Source organism: Flavobacterium sp. Root186, from assembly GCF_001428525.1.
Classification (GTDB): Bacteria; Bacteroidota; Bacteroidia; order Flavobacteriales; family Flavobacteriaceae; genus Flavobacterium.
Window position 1 is genome coordinate 14,335 of sequence record NZ_LMHW01000001.1, and the last position, 25,922, is coordinate 40,256.

Here is a 25,922-nt window from a genome sequence, read left to right on the forward strand (position 1 = left end):
GTTTTAGTCTTTACTGAAAGCCTGCATTACAGATAAGGCGTTGTTATCAAAACTATATAAAGCCTGATTTTCGAAGGTAGAACCGCTTGTTGATTGTGGTCCTTTAAAAGCAACCCACTCGCCTCCCCAATACGCAAATCCTTGCCCAAATTGGGATGTTTTTACTATGTTTTTAATATCCATAACAAACGTCCTTTGTCCTGCCGGAGTGGCCGGATATCCAGCTACCAATTGATCGTTTGTTCCGACAATATTATTGGTCTGATCATTGTGCAATAAAGTAAAAGGATACGCAGTTTCTGCAATCAGAACTTTTTTACCGAATTTCTGTCCTAAAGCATCAATAGTATTTTTAACTTCTGTTAAATCTTTACCGTGCCAAACAGGATAGTAGGATAACCCGATATAATCGTAGTCTACACTTTTCATTTTGTTGAAAAACCAATCTGTGCCACCGCTATTTACACCTGCATAATGAATCATTATTTTAGTGTTGGGCGCTTTACTGCGAACCGCTGCACTTGCAGCAGTTAACAAAGCAATACATTGTTGTTCGTTACTGATTAGATTTCCTTGCGGCCACAATAATCCGCTATTAATTTCATTTCCAATCTGAATAATATCGGGATTGATTTCTGTAATTATTGTAGCGGTATAATCAGAAACGGCTGTTTTTAAATCGGCAAAAGATAATTTTTCCCATTCTTCAGGAATAGTCTGCATTCCCGGATCTGCCCAATCATCAGAGTAATGAACGGTAAGCCAGACTCTTAAACCGGCTTGTCTTGCTTTTTGAGCCAGTTGTTTTACTTCGCTAAAGCCAGAACGCCCGTTTACAGGATTTTTCCATAAACGAATTCGAACGGTATTACAACCTGCATTTTTGAGTGTTGTAAGCATTCCTTCGGCTTTGCCATTGCTGTAAAATTTAGTTCCCAACGCTTCCATTTGAGGAAGAAAAGAAACATCTGATGCCCTGATAAAAGTATCATTTGCATCTGGCGGATTAACAATTTCTGTGTCTGCATTATCATTACCTGAGCACGAAAACTGCATTGCCGTTATAGCAAGTAACCCAAGAATTTTTATATATTTTTTCATGAGATGATTTATAAGAATTGAAAAATTGAACTTAAAAACAAGTTCTTTTTATATAAAGAAGAAGCCTCAAATTAGAACCATTGAGGCTTCTGTCCTTTTTTAAATTCAGTTTATGGAGTTGGAATAAACATGTAACGACCATCTAAGTCATTGAACCAGATTTCATATTTCCCGGCCTCAACAATAATATCGCCGCCATTATCGCCCCAACTTACATCCCAGCTGTTGTTTGCTTTGAATTTCATTTTTCCTGCTTTAAAAGTCTGAGTAACTTTCCAGATATGAGGATCAAAATCTGATTTCACTAAAGGAACTTCAGTGTTCCAACCAGTATCATCGCCTGTTAATACAGATCCAGTCAAACCAATTGTTGCATACGTTGTCATTGGTCCTGTGTAAGGCTCAATTTTATACGTTAATTCTTCAAGATTAATTTCAAAACTATAATATCCTGAAGCTGAAGTTGGGAATACCCCCGGATCCGTATCACTTTCTGTTGCTCTATATTGCACACTAGCACCATTTGTTCCGTATAACGGAGCCCAGAAACCAATTTGCTCTATTAATTTAAAGCCGTCTTTATTGAAATATCCTGTGTAATACTGTTTTGCGTTTTCTTTTGGATCTCTGTAAATTGGCATATTATTGCTTGTTACGCTCCAGCCAGCAGCAGTTCCCGGTCCTACTAAAAACAAATCAACTTTAGGGAATACACCTCTGTAAGGAGTTAAGTTTATTGTTATTGGCGTAGAAAGTTTTGGCTCAGAAAGTGTTGTGCCAACAGTAGATTTAATTCTCACATCGATTGTTCCTTCTTCGCCAGGAATAAGTCCAAGTGCAAGTGCTCTGGTATTAAGTTCTGCTACTGTAATAGAAGCGTGTGTAGAAGTTGAAGTTGTAATGTCTACCGGTGCTGCAAATTCTGTATTACTTGCTGCAAACTGTACTGTATAGGTAACGATAGTTGGCGTTCCGTAACTCACTTTTTCCCAGGTAAAAGTCAGGGCAGTATTGTTAGGTGTGTCTTTATTTAAAATAGTCGAAGAACCCATTTCCGGGGTTATCAAAGCAAAAGCAGCTTCCTGAGGTTCTAAAATCATTAAATCTGTTTCGTTTTCACAAGACCAAAGTCCTGTAATTAAGGCAATAGCTATAAAAATTTTATATATATGTTTCATTTTTCGTATCGTTTATGTTTTAAAAAAAAGTTTTAGTAACCAGGGTTTTGAGTCAAATTTCTATTGGCTCCCAGTGATCCTTCCGGAATAGGAAAAACACTCATATGAGCAGCAATCGCGATTCCTTTTGAAGAATTACCTTTCCACGCCCAGTTGTACGATCCTCCGGTATATTTTCCAAAACGGATTAAATCTTGTCTACGATGAGCTTCCCAGTGTAATTCACGTGCTCTTTCGTCAATTAAAAAATCCAGCGTTAATTCGCTTTGCGTAATGTTTCCAACTGTCAAATTACTATTCGCTCTTTGTCTTAATGCATTTACATAACTTAAAGCCTGAGCCGTTGTTCCGTTTCCGCCTCTTAAAGTAGCTTCAGCATACATTAAATACACATCGGCTAATCTGAATAATGGAAAATCAGTATCAGCATAAGTAGAACTGATTCCGTTAACTCCTGTCGAAGTTTTATTCGAAAATTTAGATAAAATATAACCTTGCGTTTTTACACCAATATCATCAATATCAATAGATCTTTGTTTTCCCGGATCGCCCGTAACACCTTTTCCTATCGTATTTCTGGTATCCTGGCTGAATTTTGCGCCATCAAATTTTTGAGCAAATTCTTTTCTAATTCGAAGCGCTCCGGTCCAGCCGCCAATTCCAAAATCGGCACCGTTATTTTCCCATGCACCAATTTGTCCGTTTGTTAAAACCGTTGTTGCTCCCCAGTTTTGAGAAACTGCACCATCGGACTGAATGCCGAAAATGATTTCCTGAGATGTGTTGTTATCTGCTTTAAAGTTGTCCAGATATTTTAGTTTTAAAGTATAACCTCCGGCAATAATTTCATTACACATAGTAACGCAGTCATCAAAACGATCTGCTTGAATATATACTTGGGCATTCAAATACATTTTAGCCAAAATCATACGTGCCATCGATTGATCCAGCCTTCCGTATTCATTTGTTCTGGCTGTTTTTAAATCTGGTAAAACGGCTTTAAGTTCTGTTTCGACAAAATCAAATAATTGTTTTCTGTTAAACTCAGGTCCGGTAAAATTTATAGGATCATTTTCAGTATACATTGGCGCTTTTCCAAATAAATCCATCATGTTGTAATAAGCGTATGCTCTTAAAACACGAACTTCTTTTCGGTCAAGCTCGATTTCAGTCAAAAAAGCTGCATCATTAAGACCTCTTTCGCTTAACTTTTCAGGTGTACTCTGACGTAAGAACTCATTTGCGTAAGCTACAGAAACCATCGTTCGACTGAACATTCCTAAGATAACAGGATTTGCTGGTGTCCAGATATTACGTTGTAGCTCTGCCGTTCCGCCATCATTTTCATAACTCCAAACCAGTTCATCTGTCGTTAATTCCTGCAAATACAATAAACATCTTGTAAACTGGCTCGTTCCAGCATCTACACCTTCAAGAGAAGAGTTATCAGGACCAAGAACTCCTGTCAAAGTTAGGTTTCCGTATACTCCTGCAAAAGCTTTTTTGTATCCGTCAGGAGTCGAAAATAAAATATCAGACGAAAGCACATCATCATCTTTCGAGACTACATTTAAGTCATCCGTACAAGACTGAAAAACGGCAGTCAATGCTAAAATTGTTATTAAAATATATTTTTTCATCTTTTATTAAAATTTAAGATTAAGACCAAATAAAACAGATCGTTGTCTAGGATAAATCGTTTTGTCTACACCGTTATTGGTGATTTCAGGATCTAAACCGCTGTATTTTGTTATTACAAAAACGTTCTGAACTCCAGTTGATACCCTTAATGAAGCTTTGCTGTTTAACCAGTTATTTAAAGTGTATCCTAACGTAATATTATCCATTTTTAAGAACGAAGCATTCTCGATATAAAGATCTGACAATACCACATTTGAAGTAGTCTGAAAATTAGTATCCAGTATTTGAGATGGAACATTACTTAAAACTCCTCCGTTTTCCATGGCATCGTATTGTGCTCTGCTCGCATCTACGGCATTAAAAATTCGGTTACCAATACTGGCTCTTAAATTGAATGAAAAGTCAAACTTTTTATAATTCATAGTAGAAGCAAATCCTAATGTAAAGTCTGGATCCGGATTATTATAAATGTATTTGTCTGAATCATTTTTGATATTATCGCCATTTAAATCGGCGAAAGCGCCCTCAATTGGTTTCCCTTCATTGTTGTATAATTGTTTGTAAACATAGAAAGAATAAGGAGTATAACCTTCTCTGAAAATTTGCCCCGGAGTTCCTGTTCCTGCAATATTGTCTCCTAAAAAGATGTCAGTTCCGTTTACCAGATTTTTGATTCTTCTTTCAAATTTGGATAAATTAAAATTCATATTCCAATTAAAATTCTCCGTTTTGATCGCATTTGCATTAACCGTTAACTCAACACCTTTCGTAGTAAAGCTTCCCACGTTTTGATACACGCGGTTAGAGAAATTACTACCATCAGAAATCGCTGCATTTACTAATAAATCTTTCGATTCTTTGTAATACACATCAAGTCCGGCAGTTAATCGATTGTCTAAAAAACCAAAATCAAGACCTGCGTTATAGGCAGTAGTTTCTTCCCACTTTAGATTGTTTGTTCTTTTTGAAGGAAGTGCAACCGGAACCGGGCTTTCGCCGAAGTAATATTCAGAATTTCCACCGCCAACCTGGTATTTTTGCAGGTAGCCGTTTGGCTCTGGAATATCTTGCTGTCCTGTAATTCCGTAACTTAATCTTAATTTTAAGTCTGATAATACGGTACTTTCTTTAAAGAAATCTTCTTTGATTTTCCAGGCAAAAGCGGCTGAAGGGAAATTCCCCCAACGATTGGCTTCTTCAAATCTGGATGAACCATCTCTTCTGTAAGAAAGCGTTAATAAATATTTATCTCTGAAATTTAAATTTGTTCTGGCAAAAAATCCGATTAAAACAACATCGGTATCCAAAGTAGTTTCAGGAAATGTTGATGGTAAATCCGGGTTTAGGATATTACCGGTTTCGAATCTTGAGCTTTGAAATTTTTGATACGAATAACCACCGGTCGCTTCAAAATTCAATGAATTGAAAGTTTTATTATACACTAAATAAGTATCTAATAATTTATTCTTTCTGGTTGCTTCCGTATATTCGTTTGTTCCATACGGAATGTTATTGTTTGAAGGAGCAGAACCGGCATCAGCACCAACCAATCTTCTTCTGTCTCCATTCGATTCATCATAACCAACATTTACAACCGCTCTTAAAGCTGGAAGAAAATGAAATTTATAATCAATTTCGAAATTTCCAAAAATCCTGTCATTCGTTCCTCTGTCATTGGTATTCAACAATTGCGAAACCGGATTTCTGGCGGCAGTTGAAACTAACGGATAATTTCCGTCGGCATCAACTCCGGTAGTATATTCGAAATAACCTCCGTAAGGCGCGCCCTCCACTTTTATAGGTTGCGTTGGGTCAAAACCAATTGCAGCGCCCTCAACAGCATCTGTAAACCTGTTTTTTTCGTTTGTATAATTGGCCGAAAGCCTTAATTTTAAATGATTGTCAAGAAAAGTTGGGTTCATTACTAAACCAACCGTGTTTCTTTTAAAAGTATTGGTTAAACGCAAACCCTGCTGATCGGTATTCCCTAAAGTTAAACTCGTCGGAATGATATTAAACAAACTTCCTCTAACAGCCAAACTTTGATCAACTGTCCCGGTGTTTCTGTAAATTGCTTTTTGCCAATCGGTATTTGCAGTTCCCAGTTTGCTTAAATCATCGCTTCTTCTGTCTGCGATAACACTTCTAAATTCATCTGCACTAAAAACATCAACCGTTTTGGTCAGCGTTCCTGCAGCATATTGCACATTATAATCAACAGATAATGTTTTGCTTCCTTTTTTAGTCGTGATGATAATAACACCATTTGAAGCACGGGAACCATAAATAGCAGAAGCAGATGCATCTTTTAAAACCGTAATCGATTCTACGGTTGCGGGGTTTAACGAAGCTAAAAACGAAGATGATCCCGTATTTGTAGTATTATCAAGAGGCAATCCGTCGATAACAATAAGAGGGTCATTGCTAGCAAAAAGCGAACTTCCTCCACGAATTCTAATTTGTGAACTAGAACCCGGAGCACCTGTTGAATTTACGGTTAAACCTGCTACTCTTCCGTTTAGCAGATTTTCTGTTGTAATATTATTTCCTTTATTAAAGTCTTTGGTAGTAAGCGCGGTTACAGAACCTGTTGCGTCTTTCTTTTTGACACTTCCGTAACCTACCTGAACTACAACTTCTTTTAGCTGATTGGTATCTTCCTCAAGATAAACTGTTATATTTTTCTGTCCGCCAGCCGGAATAGTCTTAGTGCTATAGCCGGTAAAGGAAAACGTAATCTGACTATCCGTTTTTACTCCGGATAATTGAAATTTTCCGTCAAAGTCTGTAGAGGTGCTAATGTTTGCCCCTGCTACTTTTATGTTTACTCCCGGTATGGGCTGCTTGGTATCCTTTTCCAGGACAACACCGCTAATTGTGTTTTGAGCAAAAACACAAAAAGGCAGTAAGAGTAATAAAAGTAAAAATTTGGTTTTAATTCTTTTCATACTTTTTTAATGGGTTTGGTTTAAGTTAGTATTGGTAAATTAGTGTGGTTACAAAATGATGGCAAGGATATAACCTGTAAAAAAATAAGGTCTGTTTTGGTAATAGTGGTTGTAGAAATTATTTCTTAAGATTATAACCTGCTTTTAAAATAAGCTTACTATTTTTTTACAATAAGAAAAGGTTTCTCCCTATAAATTTTAATTGAATTTGTGGTCATGTTTAAATTGTTTTTGGTTAAGATAATTGGTTAGTTTGTTTTGGTTGACTTACTCTGAACAAAAAAATAAAACAGTTTTACTCAAACGTTATAGCTCATCAACTCACACTGCAAATTAAGTACAGAGCGCGGTATTACGACAGGGAAAAATTCATTTATAAAAGGGGACAATTTCGTAAAAGTGTTCGCAAAACACTTAATAAAAACATATTCTTTATTTTTTTGCTTTAAAAAAAATGAAAATACAAATAATTAACCTTTCTAATAACAGATTTAATAATCGGTAAAACTGCCTTTTTCACTTCCTATTCCACTAAATAAACAATTTAAAATCACTCAAAATCTTAATTTTTTATAAAAACAATTCAGAAAAAACCACCTTAGAAACCTTCATTGCACTAAAAAACAAATCCCATCTTTGAACATTACATAATAATTATGTTAATTTCGCATAGTATACAGATTTTAAATATATTCACATAAAAAATTGATCCTGATCGCTAATTACATCACTTTTATTTTTCGTATATCAAAGAGCAGCATGCTTTTTAAAAAATTTTCTATGAATAAATTAAAGTTCTTTCTTGTTATTAGTCTTCTGCACCTGAATGCATCTGGACAGAATTACCCGATCAGGCATCTTGATATTTCATCAGGACTTTCGAATAATTCTGTTGCCTCTATCTATCAGGATCAAAATGGCTATATGTGGTTTGGAACTTTTGATGGACTTAACCGATATGATGGAAATGATTTTAAGATTTACCGCCATATTCACACCGATCCAAATTCGATTCAGGGAAATGCAATTAGTTGTATCGAAGGTGACTTTGAAAATAATTTGTGGGTCGGAACAACTGCCGGACCGGTGGTTTTTAATGCAGAACGGTCTGCTTTTAGTCCGCTGCAATATTATGATACAAATAAAAAAATCAAACCTTTAAACATTACCACTTACGAAATAATCGCTGTACATTCTTTACACCTGATTCTGGTAGCCACAAAAGAAGCTATTGTAGTTTATAAAGAAGGTGAGAAAATTGGAACGGCAATACCTTTCAACGGAAAATTAAATTATATCGCAAGATCTATTTCTTATCATGCGAAAAAACAAGCCTTTTACGTTTTTATAACCGGAACCGGTCTTTGTCAGTTTGATGTTAAATCAAAAAAACTAACACTTCTCAACAACATCCTTACAGGTTCAAATTGCATTAAATTGACCAATGAAGGACTCTGGGTTGGAACTGACGAAGGCGCTTACTTATACAATGACAGCCTGAATACTTATTCTAAAAATTATTTTCTGGAAAAAACAGTCGTACGTGATTTTTTTCAGCAAGAAAACAGACTCTGGATCGCTACTGACGGAGCTGGTCTTTTCACCATTACAAAAAGAGAGACTGTTCCTGTTTTATATCGTGCAAGCGGACCTGTTTCCCTGCTTAAGAGTACATCGCTTTATGATATATTTCAAAGTAAAACCGGAGAAATGTGGTTTGGAACCCTTCGCGGAGGTGTAAGCATGATGGGCAAAAATCCGCTAGATTTTAATCATTTTAAAAGCAAAGATCCACTCACCAATAAAGAAGATGAAGATCCTGCCGCCAACTTCATGCTTTCTTTCTGCGAAGATGAAAAGAAAAATATCTGGATTGGTACAGATGGCGCCGGAATGCGATACTGGAACAGAAAACAAAATACGTACGAGGTTTACTCGACAACAGCTACTGCCGGCAGAAAAATTCAGAGTAATTTTGTTACAAGTATCGTCAGGGATTCTGATAATGCCATCTGGGTCGCGATGTGGAAAGGCGGCGTATGCCGTATTGATCCCAAGTCAAAAGCCATTCAGAATTTCTTCATTTATAATCAATTCACTAAAAAAGCAGAACAGGAATCATGGCTGCTGTTTTTAGATTCAAAAAAGAGGTTGTGGCTTGCAATAACGAACTCTGGCGCATTATATCAATTGGATCGAAAACAAAATAAATTCATTTGCTACAGCAATACTTTGCGCGATGTCACCTGTCTGTACGAAACCAAAGACGGAAAAATCTGGGGCGGAACATTCAATTCCTTTTTTGAAATTGAACCTCAAACAAAAAAAGTAAAAAACTATCATTCCGATTACACTATTCGCTGCATAACCGAAGATCAAAACAAAAATCTTTGGATTGGAACTGTTGAAGGCGGTTTACTTTTATTTGACCGAAAAAAAGGTACCTCTAAAAAATATACCACACAAAATGGTCTTTCAAGCAATACCGTTCTTCGCCTTTTAGAAGATAAAAAAGGGAATTTATGGATGAGTACCTATCACGGAATTTCAAGATTAAATCCTAAGAATAATACTTTTAGAAATTTTGGAGTTTCTGACGGAATTCAGGGCAATCAATTTAGCTGGAATGCAGGAACTGAACTCTCAACAGGAGAATTTATTTTTGGCGGTATAAACGGATTCAATGTTTTTGATCCCGACAATATCAAAGACAAAAAAAATACGGGCAAATTTTTATTAAATGATTTGCTGGTAAACAATCAGTCTTTAAAATTGGACAGTCCTTATATCACCGAAAAAAAACTCGAAATGATCAGCAGCGCCGAACTTCCTTATGAAAAATCGGCACTGAGTTTTGATTTTGTGTATTTGGATTACATCAATTCCGAAAAAATTAATACCGCTTATTTTCTCGAAGGATGGGATAAAGACTGGAACTATACCTCAAAAAACAACCGGGCAAATTATTCCAGACTGACCGAAGGAACCTATGTTTTTAAAGTAAAAACAACCGATGTTTTTGGAAACTGGACGAATGATGTAACCTTGGCTACGGTGACCATACTTCCGCCATGGTACAGAACGTGGTGGGCCTACACCTTCTATCTCCTTGCCGCCGCCGCCGCGATCTATGCATACGTACAATATCATAAAAACAAGGAAAGACTGCGTTACGAAATAAAATTGGCCCGCATGGAGCATAAAAAAGACAAAGAACATGCCGAAAAGCAGTTTTCGATGTTTACATATATGGCTCATGAATTGCGCACTCCCCTATCTTTAATTATAAATCCGCTGAAAAGCGCCATGGACAGAAAAAAACGTTCTGAAGATGATCTCGATCTAAATCTCGCTTATAAAAATGCCAAAAGATTATTGAGCCTGACAGATCAGTTATTGTTGTTTAGAAAAGCCGAAACGGATCTTGATGAACTCAAAATTTCTAAGATTAATTTAAACAGCTTGTGCCGCGAAATCTATGACAGCTTTACGCAAATGGCCGCGGTTAAAAATTTAAATTATCAGTTTATTGAAGAAAAAACAGCTGCCGAAATATATGGCGATTATGAAAAAATAGAAATTACGCTGTTTAATTTAATTTCAAATGCTTTCAAATTCACACCAAATAACGGATCTATAAGTATTCAGATAATCGAAGAAACGGCTGATGTTTCTATTATCATATCAGACACCGGCAGCGGAATTCATGAAAATGATATTGATACTATTTTTGAAAAATTCAAACAAATTCAGTCCAAAGCCAGCAATGGATTTGGAATAGGTCTTTACGTAGCTAAATATTTTGTGACCAAACACCATGGCGAAATAACGTGTAAAAGTAAAGTAGGAAAAGGTACTTCATTCACGATTACGCTTCCAAAAGGAAAAAGTCATTTTGCAGAAATGAGCATCAATGAAATTCATCCGCAAATGTCACCGCTTGTTGGTGAACTTCTGGAAGGAATGCCGGCAGAAAATCAAAATAGAAATCAACTATCAAACCCGGAAAATATACAGTCAGCATTAATCAGTAACAAAAAAGTATTGCTGATTGTTGAGGACAATCCCGAAATGAATCATTATCTGGTACAGCTTTTCTTGAAAAATTATATTGTTTATTCGGCTGTAAATGGACTCGAAGGATTGAAACTCGTCGAAAAACATATGCCTGATATCGTATTGAGCGACATTTCTATGGAAGGCATGAACGGTTTGGATTTGTGCAAAAAAATAAAACAAAATGATGATTTTAGCCATATTCCGGTGATATTGCTCACGGCTACAACCAGCAACGATATTCATCTACAAAGTATTACCGAAGGCGCCGATGATTATGTTACCAAACCTTTTGACAGTGAAATACTTTTGGCTCGTGTCGATTCTGTTCTTAGAAACAGAGGACAATTGCGAAAATATTTCTTAGACAGTATAACACTTCGGGAAAATGTAAATAAGGTTCCTACTGAATACAAGGACTTTTTGGATAAATGTATTGAAATCGTCGAAGCCAATCTCGAAAACAGTGATTTTAACCTTAAGACTTTCTCGACTGCAATGGGTATGAGCCACTCGAGTCTTTATAAAAAAATCAAAGCCATTTCAGGACAAACCGTGAATGTTTTCATCCGATCAATCAGAATTCGAAGAGCTGCGGTTATCATGCTTACGGAAAATATAAATATATCTCAGGTTGGGCCTCAGGTTGGTATCGAAGATCAGCGTTATTTCCGTCAGCAATTCGTGAAATTGTTTGGCATGAAACCTTCAGAATACATTAAAAAATACAGGAATTCGTTTAATAAAGAATTGAATATCATTCAGAAGAAAGATAATATATAAAGTCCCTCTAAATTGACCATATACTTGTAGGCCTTCCGGAATATTTCTTATTTTGAAAAAGAAATTGGAGTGAAAAATCATTGGAAAATTTAAGCGCTTATGTTCATCTGCAAATTTTAAAAAATAGTTAGACCAAAACTCCAGCCAACCCATCCGGTTATGCCTTTACCATTATCTTTTATTACATTGTAACGTTTTGTTCGGTCCTGAACAAAAGTTGAAGTATTATTATCCGGAGCATTTTTATCTCTTCTTTCAGATGAATAGATATTAAAAGATGGTCCTGCAGATATGGCAAGACCTTTGAATATACGAAAGGTAAAAGGAGAATCGAATTTAGATAAAGAATTATAACGATCCCAATTTCCTAAATAAAGATATTGTGAACTAATTTCAGGGTTATAAGTAAAACGTTTTCCTAAAAGGATATTTTTTCCAAAACCTATTCCAAAAGAAGTTAGTTTTTCTTCGTCACTTCGTTCACTTCTTCCTGCCATTAAAATAGTATAGAGTTTATTATCTCCCGTTTTTACAGCAAGGTTTATATCGGAAATTTCATTACTGGTAATACTTATTTTTTTGTAACCATTCTTTTTGAAATTCAATAATCCCATACTATAACCTGATGGCGAATCGGTAATATTGATTAATCCAAACTGGAATCCATCTAGTTCTTTAGCATAATTTAAAATTCCGGCAATTTGTGCGCCGCGCACAATTCCGCTTCCTGCATTATATATACCAGAAATCTGCAATCCGTTTTGAGTGCCTTTTACCCTATTATAAATAGAAGACATTTGCATTCCTTTGGAATCTTTTTGTACACTGTTGTAAATGCCCGTTATCTGCAAACCATTTTGCGAACCTTTTATACTATTATGAATTCCGCTCATTTGCAATCCATTCAGGTCGCCAAAAACATTATTGTAAATTCCGGCTAATTGAACTCCATTTACAGAACCTCCCACCGTGTTGAATATACCAGCCATTTGCAAAGCATTGGCATTCATTCGGGTAATATTATAAAGACCAGCCATTTCTAAACCGCGAACTCCGCCGGTATATCCTCCCAATAAATTTAAAGAGAAACTACTGTTTAATTGTGAATTCATCATGCCGCGCGTGCTCAAACTCGGAATTATGGAAGCTTGTACCGGAACTTCAGAAATAAATCCTCCAAGATTGAGTGATTGTATTTTTTGTTTGGAAGAAATAAAGAAACGGCCAATTCCTGTTCGTTCAACTGCTGAGAAATCACCATCAACATAATCCGAGTTTGATTTTCTGGAACCCATTTGAATTTTAACTTCAGAGAGAAAAATTGTGGTGATGGTTTTATAATTTTCTTTTACAACAGTCAATTCAATGGTTTCGGCTACATTTTTAAGCTTAAGTTCAAAAAAACCTTCCTTATCTGTTAACGTAGACTGTAATGCATTCTTTTCATAGACACTCGCGTTTTCAATTCGTTTGTTGGTTTGTACATCCATAATGTAACCGTTTACAACTTGATGTTCACCCACAACACTGTTTTTTTCTAACACAAGTGCGAGTTCCAAAGGTGCATAACGCAGAATAATAAATCCTTTTGATTCTTTATATTCGTACTTGTTGCCTAGTAACTGATCTAAAACATCTTTTATCGCAGCTTGTTTAGAATGAATGGTAACCGCACTATCTTTTACGACTAGTTTACTGTAATAAGCAAATCTGAAATTTCCTTTTTGTTCCATTAAATCCAGAATATGGCCTAACGGCTTTTTATCTGCATCTATAGACATTTCGGTATCTAAGATAGATTGGGCATGAGCGCTGAAAAAAGCACTTGAAATAAGTAAGAAAAAAACTTGTACAAAAGTAAATTTTGAAGGAATGGGCATATAAAAAAGGAATTAATCTAATAGAATTTGGTTGTTTTTACGTTCAATTTCGATCCTGAACGTTTCTTGAATTACTTCTAAAACCTGATCTAAGGATTGATCTTTAAATACGGTTGTTAATGGTTTTTCTTTTAAAGAAGGATTTTTAATAATGATATTGACATCGTATATTTCGTTAAGTGCCTCAACTAATTCCTTCAATGGTGTTTCATCACAAACTAATTCCTTGTTACGATAATAATTATACAACCTTCCTTTGCTTATGCTTTTTAATAATTCCGGTTTTTTATCTGCAATGACTACTTTTTCACCGTGCCTTAATTCTACCTGATCTTTATTTTTGCTCACTTTTACAATTCCGGTTTCGACATCTACAGTTGTTTTTCCATTTTTGTTTTTCACATTAAAAGAAGTTCCCACGACTTGTACCGTAACATCATTAATTTTAATGATAAACGGTTTTGTTTTATCTGGAGAAACATTAAAAAAAGCTTCACCTTTTAAAGTAACTGGACGGGTTTTGCCTTTAAACTTGCTGGTATAAGACAAAGAGGATTTTTTGTTTAAAGTAACCGTTGTGCCATCCGGTAAAGTATCGTTTAAAGTAGAGTTTGAAGCATATATCTGAATTAATGTATTTGATTTATTTTCGAAATGAGAATAACCAAGCCATCCTAAAGTACTAATTAAGAGAATCGAGGCCGCAATACGCAGCCAATAGGCAGAAGATTTTTTTTGAGTTAATACCTGAACCTCTTTATTATGAATACGATTTTGCAGCCGTTTCCAGGCTGCATCTTCATTAATGTTTTTATTTTCGGCCGCTATTAAAAGGCTGTCTTCCCATATTTTCTTAAAACCATTGTAGTAGTTTAGATTTTTTTCATCGGCGTCAAGCCAATTTTCTACTGCTGCATTTTCGTCTGCATCAGTTTCGCCAACCAGGTATTTCACTAGTAAATCATCGTTCATATTCATATTATTTTGGCTCATGATCTTCGGATTAAATGTAATAACGATAATAGAAAAGGAAGATATTCAACCAGTTTGGATCGTAATATTTTAAGGGCTTTACCCATTTGATTTTCGACTGTTTTAATTGAGATATTCAATTGATCGGCTATTTGCTGATATTTAAGCTGTTCAAAACGACTCATTTGAAAAATAGTACGGCATTGCGGAGGCAATTCGCTGATTGCTTTTTGGATGTCGTTTTCGAGTTCTGCTGCCATCATTTGGTTTGATGCATCTTGATTTGAGGATTCCATATTACCTGAATACTGCAGTTGAAAAGAGTTTTTTATTTTTAGATGTTTGAGGTGATTGAGACTTTCATTATGAACTGACCTGTAGAGATAAGCCTTTAATGAATCATCTATTTGAAGCTGCTCTTTTTTTTCCCAAATCCTAAAAAATACATTTTGTACAATCTCTTCGGCAATGATATCATCTTTCATAAAAGTATAGGCAAAAGCATGAAGGTTTCTAAAATACGTTTTAAAAACCTTTTCAAAAGCAGCTTCGTTTCCGTTCTTTATAGAACTGATAGGATCTATATTACTATACTCCACTAATACGTTTTGACATTCAATCAAAGATATATACTTTTTATATTTAATATTATTTTTTTGATTAATTGTAAGAAGGACACGGCTGATCGTATACGATATTATGATTCGCTAATAGCTGAATAAATGCATCAATCGTGGTATCGGGATCGAGATCTGTATTCAGGCTAAATTCATAACAGTGAACAATACAGCTCTGATCTGAGAGATACGTAAACGATAATCCTTTATCTGTTCCTTCGGTAATTACAATTTCGTTACCTATGGTTTTTACACAATTATCTTTTCGGCTAAAGTATTCGAATAGCTGCTGTTGAAATGTTTGTTTTTCTTGACTTGTTGGCATGTTATAGGCTGTTTAAGAGGTTGAGTTGTTTCTTTTTTTAATTTGCTTTTGGCAATAATATCAGGACTTGCAAAAATGTAATACATCTTTTTCCGGAAACCTTTTGCTTTTTTTACATCGCTGATAATATCCTGAAATTCATGTATATTGAGATATAGCGGATTGAGTTTGCTTTTGAGTAAACTGGTAATACCATAGCGCGGTTTTTCTTCTTCATATTGAAAAGAACCAAATAAATGATCCCAAATCATAAAAGTCGCACCAAAGTTCTTATCCAGATATTTTTCCTGACTTCCGTGATGTACACGATGATTAGAAGGAGTTCCGAAATATTTTTCAATAAAAGGATGCAGTTTTCCAATAGCTTCTGTATGTACCCAAAACTGATATAAAACACTCAGCTGATTGGCAATGAAAAATACGGCTGGATGAAATCCGGCAAAAATTAACGGAATAAAAAACACAATTTTCATATACTGAAACCAGCTCTGCCTAAAACTTACCGTAAGATTATATTGTTCTGCAGAATGATGTACAACATGAGTCGCCCAGAAAAATCGGCAGTAATGAGAAATTCGGTGTGTCCAATACGAACTAAAATCATATAATATAAAACACGGAATTAAACTCCACCAATTAAATTCCATTCGATAAGGGAGAATATTATAGATTGCAACTACGGCATAAAGCAGTCCCGTTTTCATTATTAAATTAACGGTTAGATTTCCTAAACCTATTAATACAGATCCCAGAGTTTCTTTTTTATCGTATTCTTTTCTTTCTAAAAAATAAAAAACAACAAATTCCAGTACGGTAAAAAACAATACAACGGGCAGTGCATAAACAATTAAATTGGGCGCACTTTTTTCTACTTCATAAATTCTATCCATTGCAATGGGCTTTGCACCAAAAATGGTCAGCTTAACAAACAGGTAATTGATGATTTTGATCATGATGATTTTTTGATTGATTTATGCTTTTTGAATGTTGATTGTAAATAATGAATGATGCAATTCGACTTTTTGACATATACCATTCTGGAAATGATAATCATTATAATTTCCGTCAGGCAATTCAATACGATACGAGTGATTGTCTGTTTTTTTGATCGTTAAAAATTGCTGAAAACTATCTGAATAAACTTTATCTTCACTTACAGGTTCTTTACTGTAAAGCAGCATAAGGTTATAATTGATATATTTTTGATTAATTTCTCCTTTTTGATTCTCATCTGAAATCTTATAATTTGAATCTATGAACTGCGTTGTTTTATTGGCTTTTTCTTTTCCGTTAACATGACGCCTTACGTAAGAGGAAATTAATTTTCCATTTTTAAAATAAGAACCTTCTTCTGTTTTTACATTAATACCAAAAATCAATCGGGTTTTTACTTCCGAAGAAATTTTCAAAAAGACTTCACCGTTATTATTATTTTGATAAAACTGCATTTGCCCAATGACGGTACCATTTCGAAGTACATTATAGTTTACAATTTTTTCCTGCGTGTAAGAGATAGCTGTACAAAGAAAAAAGAACAAGACAGATTTTACCTGAAGATTTATTGTTAGAAAACTGAAAATCTCAAGCAGGGACACGCATTTTTTAAATAACCAAAATAGTAATGCGACAGTGATAATTACAGGTGTCATAAGGCAATTGAGATTAAAAGTTAATAATTGTACTCTTGCTACAGCAGTAATACAACCGAATAACACTTTACCCCTATTTCAAAATGCATTTTTTTTTCAACTCAAAAAAAGTAATACAGAAAACAACTCAAAAACCGCAGCTATGGCTTTTGTCACCAATATTTATTTATTGGCAGTATAATAAATGCACCAATTTTGCAGGATGCTAATTTTACAGCTATAAATCCATTAAATGATTTTAAAAAAGCATAATAGTCATTAAGGGTCAGGGCAAAATCGTAGTTTTTTATGTATTCAATATTTTTTTAATACTTTTTCTTACAATAATAAATTTTTAAAGCTAAAAAAATATCAAAAATGATCTCACAAGACTTTTAAATACCCTAATTCGTATTTTATTACTCCTTACAAAACCCATTATTATTCATTTTTGCACAGTTAATCACTTATCCACTTAACCCAAACCATAGTGATTTTCATACTAACTAATTATTAACCAAAAATGAAAACCAAAAATGACAAATTTTATTAGGATTAAAAAAAGTCCTGATTGCGAATCTGTATTTAATTTGAAAAAGAAAATGATGATGCTCTGTGTGTTATTTTCTTTATCTCAGGTTCATAGCTACGCAATTAGTTCAAAGAGTACAACAAACCCAAAAAATGTACTGGAACAAAAAAACATCAACGGACAAGTTAATGATGAAAATGGTATGCCTCTGCCGGGAGTTACTATTTTAGAAAAAGGAAGTAAAAATTCCACTTTAACAGATTTTGATGGAAAATTTACTTTAAAAACAGATAATGATAATGCTGTCCTGATAATATCTTATTTGGGCTATACAACCAAAGAGATTACTTTAAAAGGAGAAACTTCAATTACTGTAAAACTCCAAAAAGCAACAACATCACTAGATGAAGTTGTGGTTGTAGGGTATGGTAAAATGAAGAAAAAGGATTTAACGGGGGCAATTGTTCAGATAACACCTGATAAACTGGCGAACCAAAATCCGCAGACTGTTCAGGATATATTAAGAGGTACTCCAGGTTTAAGAGTAGGTTATGACCCATCTGCAAAAGGAGGTGGAAATATCCAAATTCGTGGGCAGACTTCTGTATATACCGGTAATGATCAAAAAACGGGAGGACCTCATAATTCACCGCTTATTATTTTAGACGGAATGCAGTTTTATGGTGAACTTTCAGAAATCAATCCTGATGATATTGCCCAGCTTGATATTTTAAAAGATGCATCGGCAGCATCTGTATATGGATCGAGAGCGGCGGCAGGAGTTATTCTAATTTCAACCAAAAAAGGTAAAGCGGGTAAACCTATGATTAGTTTTACTACAAACACAACAATTAGCAATAAAAGTGCCTATCGTGGTGTGTATTCTCCAGAGGGCTATTTAAAATATCGTGAAGATTGGGAAACTGCCCAAACTTATGGTATCAACACGACAACCGGACAATACGAAGCATGGATATCAGGAACAGTTGCTGCTGGTAAACCTGGGTATTTCTCAAATCCTAATGATTTGGGCAAATGGGGGATTACCGAGGCACAATGGTTAGCTTATCAACCAGCTGCTCAAACAACAGGAAAAAGTTCGAAAGAAGTATGGGGAGCACGTTTGGGATTGAATTTTGATCCTTCTCTAATGGCTAATTTCCTGGCAGATAAAACACACGACTGGAGTGACAGCTCATTTAGAACAGGGATTAATCGTGACAATAATTTGAGTATTTCCGGAGCAGGCGAAAAGGTTAATTATTATATGTCTTTTGGTTATTTAACCTCAGAAGGAGCAATTGTTGGAAATGATTATAAAGCAGCTCGTTCTAATATGAAAGTTGATGCTAAAATTACAGATTGGCTTGACTTTGGGGCAAACATTAATTTTCAGGATCGATCAGATGGAGATATTACCCCTTCTTTAGGTACAAATGCCGGGGATAATAATATGATGAGAACCAGCCCGTTTGGAACTTTTAGAGATGCAAATGGCAATTATGAGAGACAGCCAATGGGTAAAAATGTCTCTGGACAGAATTATAACTATTATTACGAACGTCAATTTATTGACAAGGAGACAGGATATACAACGTTGAATTCTATTTTTAATACAAAAGTAACTTTGCCTTTGGGTATTACATATTCATTTAACATTGCTCCTCGTTATCAATTTTTTCATGATCGTTATTTCAGGTCAACACAAAATCCAAACTGGCCTGCAGCTACTACAGGAGCAAATAGAAATAGTGCTATAAGATTTGATTATAACCTGAATAATACCATAACGTGGGATTATACATTTGCTGAAAAACATCACATCGTGGCAACTTTTGTTCAGGAAGCTGAAGAACGCCGTTATTGGTCAGATGGAATGGATGCTTATAATATTCAGCCTTCAGATGCTTTAGGGTTTCATCTTGTAAATACTGCAACAATGGCAAATAGTGCAATTAGATCGAACGATACACATGAAACGGCTGATGGATTGATGGCAAGACTTTTCTATTCGTTTGATAATCGTTATATGCTTACAGCGACTGTTCGTCGTGATGGATATTCGGCATTTGGGGCTTCAAATCCTTATGCAGTTTTCCCTTCTTTTGGGGTTGCATGGAACTTTAAAAATGAAAACTGGTTTCCATTGGATGCAATGAGTACCGGTAAATTACGTTTGTCTTGGGGTAAAAATGGAAACAGGTCGCTTGCAGATCCATACATTTCTCTGGCAAACTTAGTAAATACCGGAACAATGGGGTATTTAGATCCTTCCGGAAAAGCACTTGAGATCAAATATTTAGCGCTTGATCGTTTGGCAAACCCAAATCTGGAATGGGAAAAAACAACATCAACAAATATTGGTCTTGACTTAGGTTTCTTAAATGATCGTATTACTGCTACTCTAGACCTCTACAGGGCATCTACTCATGATATGATTATGAGTCAGTCCCTTCCTGGTTTCACTGGTTTTTCATCAATTGCAACCAACCTAGGAGAGGTTCAAAATCAAGGTCTCGAATTGAGTATTAACAGTCTTAATATGAAAAACCCAAACTTTGAATGGCGTACTACATTTGGAATCTCTTATAACGAAAATAAAATTGTGTCATTATATGGTAATATGGTAGATATTAAAGATGAAAATGGTAATGTTATCGGAACGCAAGAAGGAAATGATTCTGCTAATGGATGGTTTATAGGCAGACCTATCACTCAAATTTGGGATTATAGAGTAACCGGAATCTGGCAAAAAGATGAGTGGAGAGAGGCTCGAAGATATGGACAGCGTCCCGGAGACCCAAAAGTTGCAAACAGCTATACAGCAGATGATGTAGATGCAGTAGATGCAGATGGTACTCCTTATAAAAAAGCGGTTTATAATGAAAAAGATAAGCAGTTTTTAGGGAATTCAAACTCTCCTGTACAGTGGTCACTACGCAATGATTTTAAGATTTATAAAAACTGGGATTTGGCTATCAGCATGTATTCAAATGTGGGAGGCAAATCACTTAGTTCAATTTATATGAACACTTTTAACGATGCAAGTTTGTATAAATTCAACTTCAATCCATATGTAAACCCATATTGGACACTTGACAACCCAACTAATGATTGGGCACGTCTTGATGCTAAAGGCCCTGCAGGAACTCCGGTTGCACCAGGAAGATTGTATGATCGTAGTTTTATTCGTCTGGACAACATTTCGTTAGCCTATACGCTTCCCAGAGATCTTTTAGATCGTGCGCATATTAAAAATATAAAAATCTATGCTTCTGTTCAGAACGTAGCAACATGGTCTGCTTCTAAAGAATGGAAATATTTTGGAGATCCGGAAACAGGAGGATTGGCTACACGACAGTTTAATTTAGGTTTTAATTTCCAACTTTAATAATTATTCAACAATGAAAAGATATATAAAAAATAAAGTTACAAGACTAGTGCCTTTTGTTCTATTGGCCGTGCTGTCTAGCTCTTGTTCAAAAGATTTTCTCGACTCAGATCCGCTTTCGTTTTACGAACCCGAAACTACATTTACTACAGAAGCCGGGTTACAAGCAACTTTAGCGCTGTGCGATAAACAGCTGCGTAATAACTATATTCACTTTGGTTTTTCTGGTGTTAGTGTACCTATTGGTACAGAGTATCTTTTCTCTGACATGGCGCAATATGGAAAAACGGATACGGGTAGTAATATTGCTGATTATGCTAATACTATTGTTCCTACCGGAGATTATCGAAGAGACGCAGGTGGTGAATCTATTTATCTTGGGTTTATGTGGACTGAAGCTTACACAGGTATTAAAAATGCGAATACCGTATTATCGTATATTGGTAGTGTGACAAGTTTATCAGAGGAGGTTAAAAATAAATATATTGGGCAAGCTTATTTTCACAGGTCATACCGTTATCTTAATCTGGTTTATCAATTTGGGGATATACCGTTGATTACTAAAATTTTGTCTGTACCAAAGCAAAGCTATTATTCTACTAAAAAAGAAGCCATCATTGAAATGATTACAGCAGATATGGAGAAAGCTGTACAATATGTGCCGGAGCAATCAAAAATAGGATATGTAGGTATGGTTAGCAAAGGAGCATGCCGTCAGTTATTAATTAAATGTTATTTAGCATCTGGAAGATTTGCTGAAGCAGAAGCACAGGCTAATATTTTAATTGGACAATCAGGTTACTCTTTGGTACAAAACAATTTAGGAATTTTTGATCCGGGAGGAAATCCTACGGCATGGCCAATAACCAGAAATGTAATCTGGGATTTGCACAGACCAGAGAACAAGGTGATATCTGGGAATACCGAAGCTATCTTGGTTGCACCAAATGGAGGAGCACAGTCATTTTTAGCATTTGCTTCGATGAGAATTTTTGGACCTAACTGGAATGATGCCAATTTAATTACTCCCGACGGTAAAACAGCAGCACCGCGTTTTCCATTTAGTGATAAAACTAATTATAACGCAAAATATGATTATCAAAGAGCAATTGGGCGTGGTATTGGTACTATCAGTGGTTCTTATTATTCACAGCACCCTATGTGGGTTGTAAATAATATCGAAGATAAGCAGGATCTTAGACATAACAGCACAGTTGGAAACTGGGTAAATATGGAAGACCTTAAATACGCTCCCGGGCCAGGTGGAAGTGCTACATGGGCTGGGCAAAATTTTAGAATGAGAGAAGCTGGCAAGCTGCTAGCACAAGATTCTATTCGTGACTGGTTTGATTTCCCTCATTATAAAATCTTTTATCATGATGTCGTAGCAGAAGGTAACCCAGCAGCAAATGATTTTCAGGGAGCTACTGCCGGATCGAGCGCGCATATGTACATCTATCGTTTAGCAGAAACTTATTTATTACGTGCAGAAGCTCGTTTTTATCAAGGCAATGTTTCCGGAGCAGCTCAGGATGTGAATGTCGTAAGAGCAAGAGCAAAAGCTTCACAAATGTATGCCACAGTAACTATTGGTGATATTTGTGCAGAAAGAGGAAGAGAACTTTATATGGAAGAATGGAGAAATGTAGAGTTAAAACGTATTTCACACTGTCTTGCCCTTAGCGGAAAACCAGATGAATGGGGACATACTTATAGTATAAGCAATTGGGATAAACAATCTGGAACAGATGCAGCCGGAGGAAGTTATTGGTATCAGCGTATTGTGCATTATACCCTTTACAACAAATATCCGGCCGGTATTTCTCTTAAACCAGGTGTAAAGTTTTATAGTATGGACAAACGTAATAATTACTGGCCAATCCCATATAGACTTGCTATAGAGCCTAATATTAAAGGTCAGTTAAGTCAGAACTTTGGTTATGATGGTTACAATGCAGGTGTTAAAGTCTGGGATAAATGGCAGGATGCTGTCGAAGATGAAAGCAAAATTTAAACCTCTTTTATTTGTCTTAAATTGAATTTTGAGCAAAAAATAATCAAATAAAGAAGTTAAAACATTTAAAGAAAAAACGAGTTAAATATATTAACTCGTTTTTTTTATTACTTAAGAATAATAAAAATTTAAATTTATATCTGGATTTTACAAAATCCAAATACTATTATATAACAAAACATCTTTAAACAGAAGTAAATTTGAGATGCATTACTAAAAAAACTGTTATGAAAAATATTTTAATACTCTTACTATCAATCTTCTTCTTTTCATGTCAACAAAAACAAACTAAGAGCGATTCTGTTCAAACTTCAGACTCAATTGTTGCAAAAGATTCAATAAATTTAAAAGAAGATAAAGAAGAAAACAAACAAATAGGCGATACTATTTTCATGAATTTTAAAAATGAAAAGGGTCTTTATATAGCTGAAGGTGCGATAGATTCTATTCATTCGAGAGTGTATGTGAAATTTAAAAATGAAGATTTAGGCGAATTAAAAGCAAACATTGTCCCAGCTGGAGGGAAAGGAAATATCCGTTTCAATCAAATTATTTTTCCCAACAAAAACTCAGACGGCCCTTTTGGAATCGATTTGAATACAAATCTTGAACAAAAAGGAAATTATGTTTTAATAATAGGCCATTCGCAAATGGCTGATAATCCATTTTATGGTAAATTCACAGTGCAGCTTGAGAATAAAAAGAAATAATTTAAATTTTCTCAAACTAAAATTCTCTTCCATTTTCCTTGTCCTTTTCTGATACTTCCTTTAGTGAAATCAAATGATTCTGCATATTGGCTTATTTTATTTAAACGCTTGAACATAGAGTGTGGTGATTTTGTTGGCTTATGATTTTAAAGTCAACGGGATAAGTTTTTTTATATATTGGGTTGACGAAATCTCGCAAAGTCGCAGAGCCGCAAAGTTTTTGTTTCTCGCAGATTATTATCCGCCACGAATTCACGAATTTTTTATTTATAATTCGTGAATTCGTGGCGGAAAAAATCTTTTTAATCTTTTTAATTTGGCTAAAAAATTTACTGCTTAAAGAGAAATTGATTTTATATAACTGGCATAAATACAGCAACAGGATTTGTTAGTTTTCCAATAAACTGAAGGCTGTCAATAGGATCAGCCAAATCTAACATTTGTTTGTTATTTCGTAATTGCAAACGGTTCAGGCAGCACGAGTCAAATTCAGGAACAAACAAATTGTATTTTTTAAATTGCTCCTGTAGATGCGGTTGTTCTGATTGATATTTGTGAATACAATCGGCAACGGCAGACCAGAAATCTTCTTCGGAAAGTGTTTTGGTTTCGCATAAAATGGCGGAAAGAAAACGGAAATAAAACTGAAAAACATCATTAAAAATGCATAGAATTTTCAACGGTTCTTTCATATCAATATGAATGCGTTTTACTTTTTCCGGCAGCGGAATTTCTCCATTAAAAAGCATAACTTCCTCTGTAATATCTTTCATAATGGCTTTTACCGGAATATGATTTTCTAAGACTAAAATCAGGTTTTCGCCATGTGGCATAAAAACCATTTCATGCTCATAAAAACAATGCAGCAAAGGTGAAAGATAAGCGTCTAAATAATTACTGATCCAGGCTTTTGCGCTGATTCCGGACTTCTGAATCAATTCTGAAACAAAAGCATTACCGGATTGATCAACATGCAATAAAGCCGCCATTGTCATGATATGCTGTCCTTTCGATAATTTCGGAATCGGGCTTTCGCGCCATAAAGCAGCTAACATTTTATTGTGCGGAATACTTCTTCCTAAAGGTTCGTACAAGAAATTGCGATAACCAATTGTGGCCACTTCGCCCAAAAGTGTAAATCCTTTTTGCTGTAAATACGAATCGTTTTCAACCAAATCTGCAACCCATTGGGTAATTGCCGGCGTGCTTTCCATATAATATGGAGAAAGTCCGCGCATGAATCCCATATTGATTACAGAAAGTGCAGTTTTTGCATAAAATTTCTCTGGTGAAGAAGTATTGAAAAACGTACGAATTGATTGTTGTGCCGAATATTCATCATCACCATACCCTAAACAAATTAAATGGTTTTCGGCAATATCCGGTGCAAAAATTAAAGCCAGTTTATTAAACCATTGCCATGGATGCACGGGAAAGAAATAATAATCATCAACATTCAAATTTTGCGATTTCAGTACATTCTCGAACAATGCAATGTTTGCTGCAGACAATTCCTGTTGCAATACTTTTTGATAATTTAAACTCTCAATGGCTGTAAAAGTCGCTTTACTCCTATACCCGGCAATCCATAATAATTTTATGGGCGCATTCGCTTCAGGAGAAAAAGTGGCAAAATCATCAATATTAAAACCATTTTTTCCGCTATTGGCCACAAAACACGGATGTCCTTCGGTCATGGCGTGTTCGATTTTTTGATAATCTAAATCCAGTAAATCTTTCGACGTATATTTTTCGTTGGCAATTTTATAGGCAGTGCTGTATAAAGTACTGGTGATTTCTTCAAGATACGTCGGTAAAAGGCTTTCGCTTATTCCTAAAGTATCTTTGAATTCAATTATAAATTCTAATAAACGTAAAGGAGAATTTTTCCCTTCAATTGTCTTTTTTATAGAGTCTACATCAATTGACCAATGATTTAAAGCCAGAATTGAAGCTTCAAAAGTATACGCTGCCTTTTTATCGGGCGAAGAAATACTGTAGGAGTCTGAAGCAATTTTTATCGGAACAATCAATAATTCGTGTGCAAATTCGCTTAGTGTTTTCTTTAGCAAAATAATATTTGCTTTGTCCCAATTCTTCTTCGTTAAATGCTGTATATTTTGGGTTGGTATTTTCATTTGTATCA

General features: G+C 35.1%; 15 protein-coding genes. 4 read left to right on the forward strand and 11 right to left on the reverse strand.

Going from position 1 to position 25,922, the window contains the following annotated elements:
* Window positions 1-3 precede the first annotated feature (3 nt).
* The 4 genes from ASD98_RS00050 to ASD98_RS00065 all read right to left on the reverse strand — a co-directional run bounded on the left by ASD98_RS00050 (window position 4) and on the right by ASD98_RS00065 (window position 6,868).
* On the reverse strand, window positions 4-1,101 hold the full coding sequence (locus ASD98_RS00050) for a glycosyl hydrolase 53 family protein (RefSeq protein ID WP_056198334.1): 1,098 nt from the start codon (window positions 1,099-1,101) through the stop codon (window positions 4-6).
* A 110-nt stretch (window positions 1,102-1,211) separates the two neighbouring features.
* Complete coding sequence (locus ASD98_RS00055) at window positions 1,212-2,279, reverse strand: SusE domain-containing protein (RefSeq protein WP_056198337.1); 1,068 nt, start codon at window positions 2,277-2,279, stop codon at window positions 1,212-1,214.
* Window positions 2,280-2,311: 32 nt separating this feature from the next.
* The gene (locus ASD98_RS00060) at window positions 2,312-3,919 is read right to left on the reverse strand and encodes a RagB/SusD family nutrient uptake outer membrane protein (protein ID WP_056198340.1); all 1,608 of its coding nucleotides are present in this window, start codon (window positions 3,917-3,919) and stop codon (window positions 2,312-2,314) included.
* Window positions 3,920-3,925: 6 nt separating this feature from the next.
* Entirely contained in the window at window positions 3,926-6,868 is a 2,943-nt protein-coding gene (locus tag ASD98_RS00065; RefSeq protein WP_056198341.1) for a SusC/RagA family TonB-linked outer membrane protein, read from the reverse strand.
* 780 nt (window positions 6,869-7,648) lie between these two features.
* On the opposite strand from ASD98_RS00065, the gene ASD98_RS00070 reads away from it, so the two are divergent.
* Window positions 7,649-11,707 carry a hybrid sensor histidine kinase/response regulator transcription factor gene (locus ASD98_RS00070; protein WP_056199583.1) on the forward strand — a complete coding sequence of 1,353 codons (4,059 nt, stop codon included), beginning with the start codon at window positions 7,649-7,651 and terminating at the stop codon, window positions 11,705-11,707.
* Window positions 11,708-11,823: 116 nt separating this feature from the next.
* Here the strand turns inward: ASD98_RS00070 and ASD98_RS00075 are convergent, their stop codons facing one another.
* The 6 genes from ASD98_RS00075 to ASD98_RS00095 are packed head-to-tail and all read right to left on the reverse strand — an operon-like array spanning window position 11,824 to window position 17,150.
* Entirely contained in the window at window positions 11,824-13,587 is a 1,764-nt protein-coding gene (locus ASD98_RS00075; RefSeq protein ID WP_056198344.1) for an STN and carboxypeptidase regulatory-like domain-containing protein, read from the reverse strand.
* A 12-nt stretch (window positions 13,588-13,599) separates the two neighbouring features.
* Window positions 13,600-14,580 carry a FecR family protein gene (locus tag ASD98_RS00080; protein WP_056198347.1) on the reverse strand — a complete coding sequence of 327 codons (981 nt, stop codon included), beginning with the start codon at window positions 14,578-14,580 and terminating at the stop codon, window positions 13,600-13,602.
* Window positions 14,577-15,182 (reverse strand): RNA polymerase sigma-70 factor, encoded by a 606-nt coding sequence (locus ASD98_RS00085; protein WP_242412044.1) that lies wholly within the window; start codon window positions 15,180-15,182, stop codon window positions 14,577-14,579. Before ASD98_RS00085 ends, ASD98_RS00080 begins: the two co-directional genes overlap by 4 nt.
* A 37-nt stretch (window positions 15,183-15,219) precedes the next feature.
* Window positions 15,220-15,501: a hypothetical protein gene (locus tag ASD98_RS23805; RefSeq protein WP_128414755.1), complete on the reverse strand. Its 282-nt coding sequence runs from the start codon at window positions 15,499-15,501 to the stop codon at window positions 15,220-15,222.
* Window positions 15,426-16,454 (reverse strand): sterol desaturase family protein, encoded by a 1,029-nt coding sequence (locus tag ASD98_RS00090; RefSeq protein WP_082577758.1) that lies wholly within the window; start codon window positions 16,452-16,454, stop codon window positions 15,426-15,428. Before ASD98_RS00090 ends, ASD98_RS23805 begins: the two co-directional genes overlap by 76 nt.
* A gap of 18 nt (window positions 16,455-16,472) precedes the next feature.
* Complete coding sequence (locus ASD98_RS00095; RefSeq protein ID WP_128414756.1) at window positions 16,473-17,150, reverse strand: DUF6134 family protein; 678 nt, start codon at window positions 17,148-17,150, stop codon at window positions 16,473-16,475.
* Between the two features lie 515 nt (window positions 17,151-17,665).
* Here ASD98_RS00095 and ASD98_RS00105 point away from each other — a divergent pair.
* The 3 genes from ASD98_RS00105 to ASD98_RS00115 all read left to right on the forward strand — a co-directional run bounded on the left by ASD98_RS00105 (window position 17,666) and on the right by ASD98_RS00115 (window position 23,776).
* Entirely contained in the window at window positions 17,666-21,052 is a 3,387-nt protein-coding gene (locus ASD98_RS00105) for a SusC/RagA family TonB-linked outer membrane protein (protein ID WP_056198360.1), read from the forward strand.
* A 13-nt stretch (window positions 21,053-21,065) separates the two neighbouring features.
* Complete coding sequence (locus ASD98_RS00110; RefSeq protein WP_056198362.1) at window positions 21,066-23,066, forward strand: RagB/SusD family nutrient uptake outer membrane protein; 2,001 nt, start codon at window positions 21,066-21,068, stop codon at window positions 23,064-23,066.
* A 227-nt stretch (window positions 23,067-23,293) separates the two neighbouring features.
* Window positions 23,294-23,776: a hypothetical protein gene (locus ASD98_RS00115; protein ID WP_056198365.1), complete on the forward strand. Its 483-nt coding sequence runs from the start codon at window positions 23,294-23,296 to the stop codon at window positions 23,774-23,776.
* A 353-nt stretch (window positions 23,777-24,129) separates the two neighbouring features.
* On the opposite strand, the gene ASD98_RS00120 is transcribed toward ASD98_RS00115, so the two are convergent.
* Window positions 24,130-25,914, reverse strand: coding sequence for an IucA/IucC family siderophore biosynthesis protein (locus tag ASD98_RS00120; protein WP_056198368.1), 1,785 nt, complete (start codon window positions 25,912-25,914; stop codon window positions 24,130-24,132).
* Window positions 25,915-25,922: the final 8 nt, after the last annotated feature.

What these genes read in the sequence shown, in the direction of transcription:
- ASD98_RS00110 (WP_056198362.1), top strand. Translation starts at nt 21,066, where the DNA reads ATGAAAAGATATATAAAAAATAAAGTTACAAGACTAGTGCCTTTTGTT.
- ASD98_RS00105 (WP_056198360.1), top strand. Translation starts at nt 17,666, where the DNA reads ATGACAAATTTTATTAGGATTAAAAAAAGTCCTGATTGCGAATCTGTA.
- ASD98_RS00050 (WP_056198334.1), bottom strand. Translation starts at nt 1,101, where the DNA reads ATGAAAAAATATATAAAAATTCTTGGGTTACTTGCTATAACGGCAATG.
- ASD98_RS00095 (WP_128414756.1), bottom strand. Translation starts at nt 17,150, where the DNA reads ATGACACCTGTAATTATCACTGTCGCATTACTATTTTGGTTATTTAAA.
- ASD98_RS00055 (WP_056198337.1), bottom strand. Translation starts at nt 2,279, where the DNA reads ATGAAACATATATATAAAATTTTTATAGCTATTGCCTTAATTACAGGA.
- ASD98_RS00065 (WP_056198341.1), bottom strand. Translation starts at nt 6,868, where the DNA reads ATGAAAAGAATTAAAACCAAATTTTTACTTTTATTACTCTTACTGCCT.
- ASD98_RS00075 (WP_056198344.1), bottom strand. Translation starts at nt 13,587, where the DNA reads ATGCCCATTCCTTCAAAATTTACTTTTGTACAAGTTTTTTTCTTACTT.
- ASD98_RS00080 (WP_056198347.1), bottom strand. Translation starts at nt 14,580, where the DNA reads ATGAGCCAAAATAATATGAATATGAACGATGATTTACTAGTGAAATAC.
- ASD98_RS00120 (WP_056198368.1), bottom strand. Translation starts at nt 25,914, where the DNA reads ATGAAAATACCAACCCAAAATATACAGCATTTAACGAAGAAGAATTGG.
- ASD98_RS23805 (WP_128414755.1), bottom strand. Translation starts at nt 15,501, where the DNA reads ATGCCAACAAGTCAAGAAAAACAAACATTTCAACAGCAGCTATTCGAA.
- ASD98_RS00060 (WP_056198340.1), bottom strand. Translation starts at nt 3,919, where the DNA reads ATGAAAAAATATATTTTAATAACAATTTTAGCATTGACTGCCGTTTTT.
- ASD98_RS00090 (WP_082577758.1), bottom strand. Translation starts at nt 16,454, where the DNA reads ATGATCAAAATCATCAATTACCTGTTTGTTAAGCTGACCATTTTTGGT.
- ASD98_RS00070 (WP_056199583.1), top strand. Translation starts at nt 7,649, where the DNA reads ATGAATAAATTAAAGTTCTTTCTTGTTATTAGTCTTCTGCACCTGAAT.
- ASD98_RS00115 (WP_056198365.1), top strand. Translation starts at nt 23,294, where the DNA reads ATGAAAAATATTTTAATACTCTTACTATCAATCTTCTTCTTTTCATGT.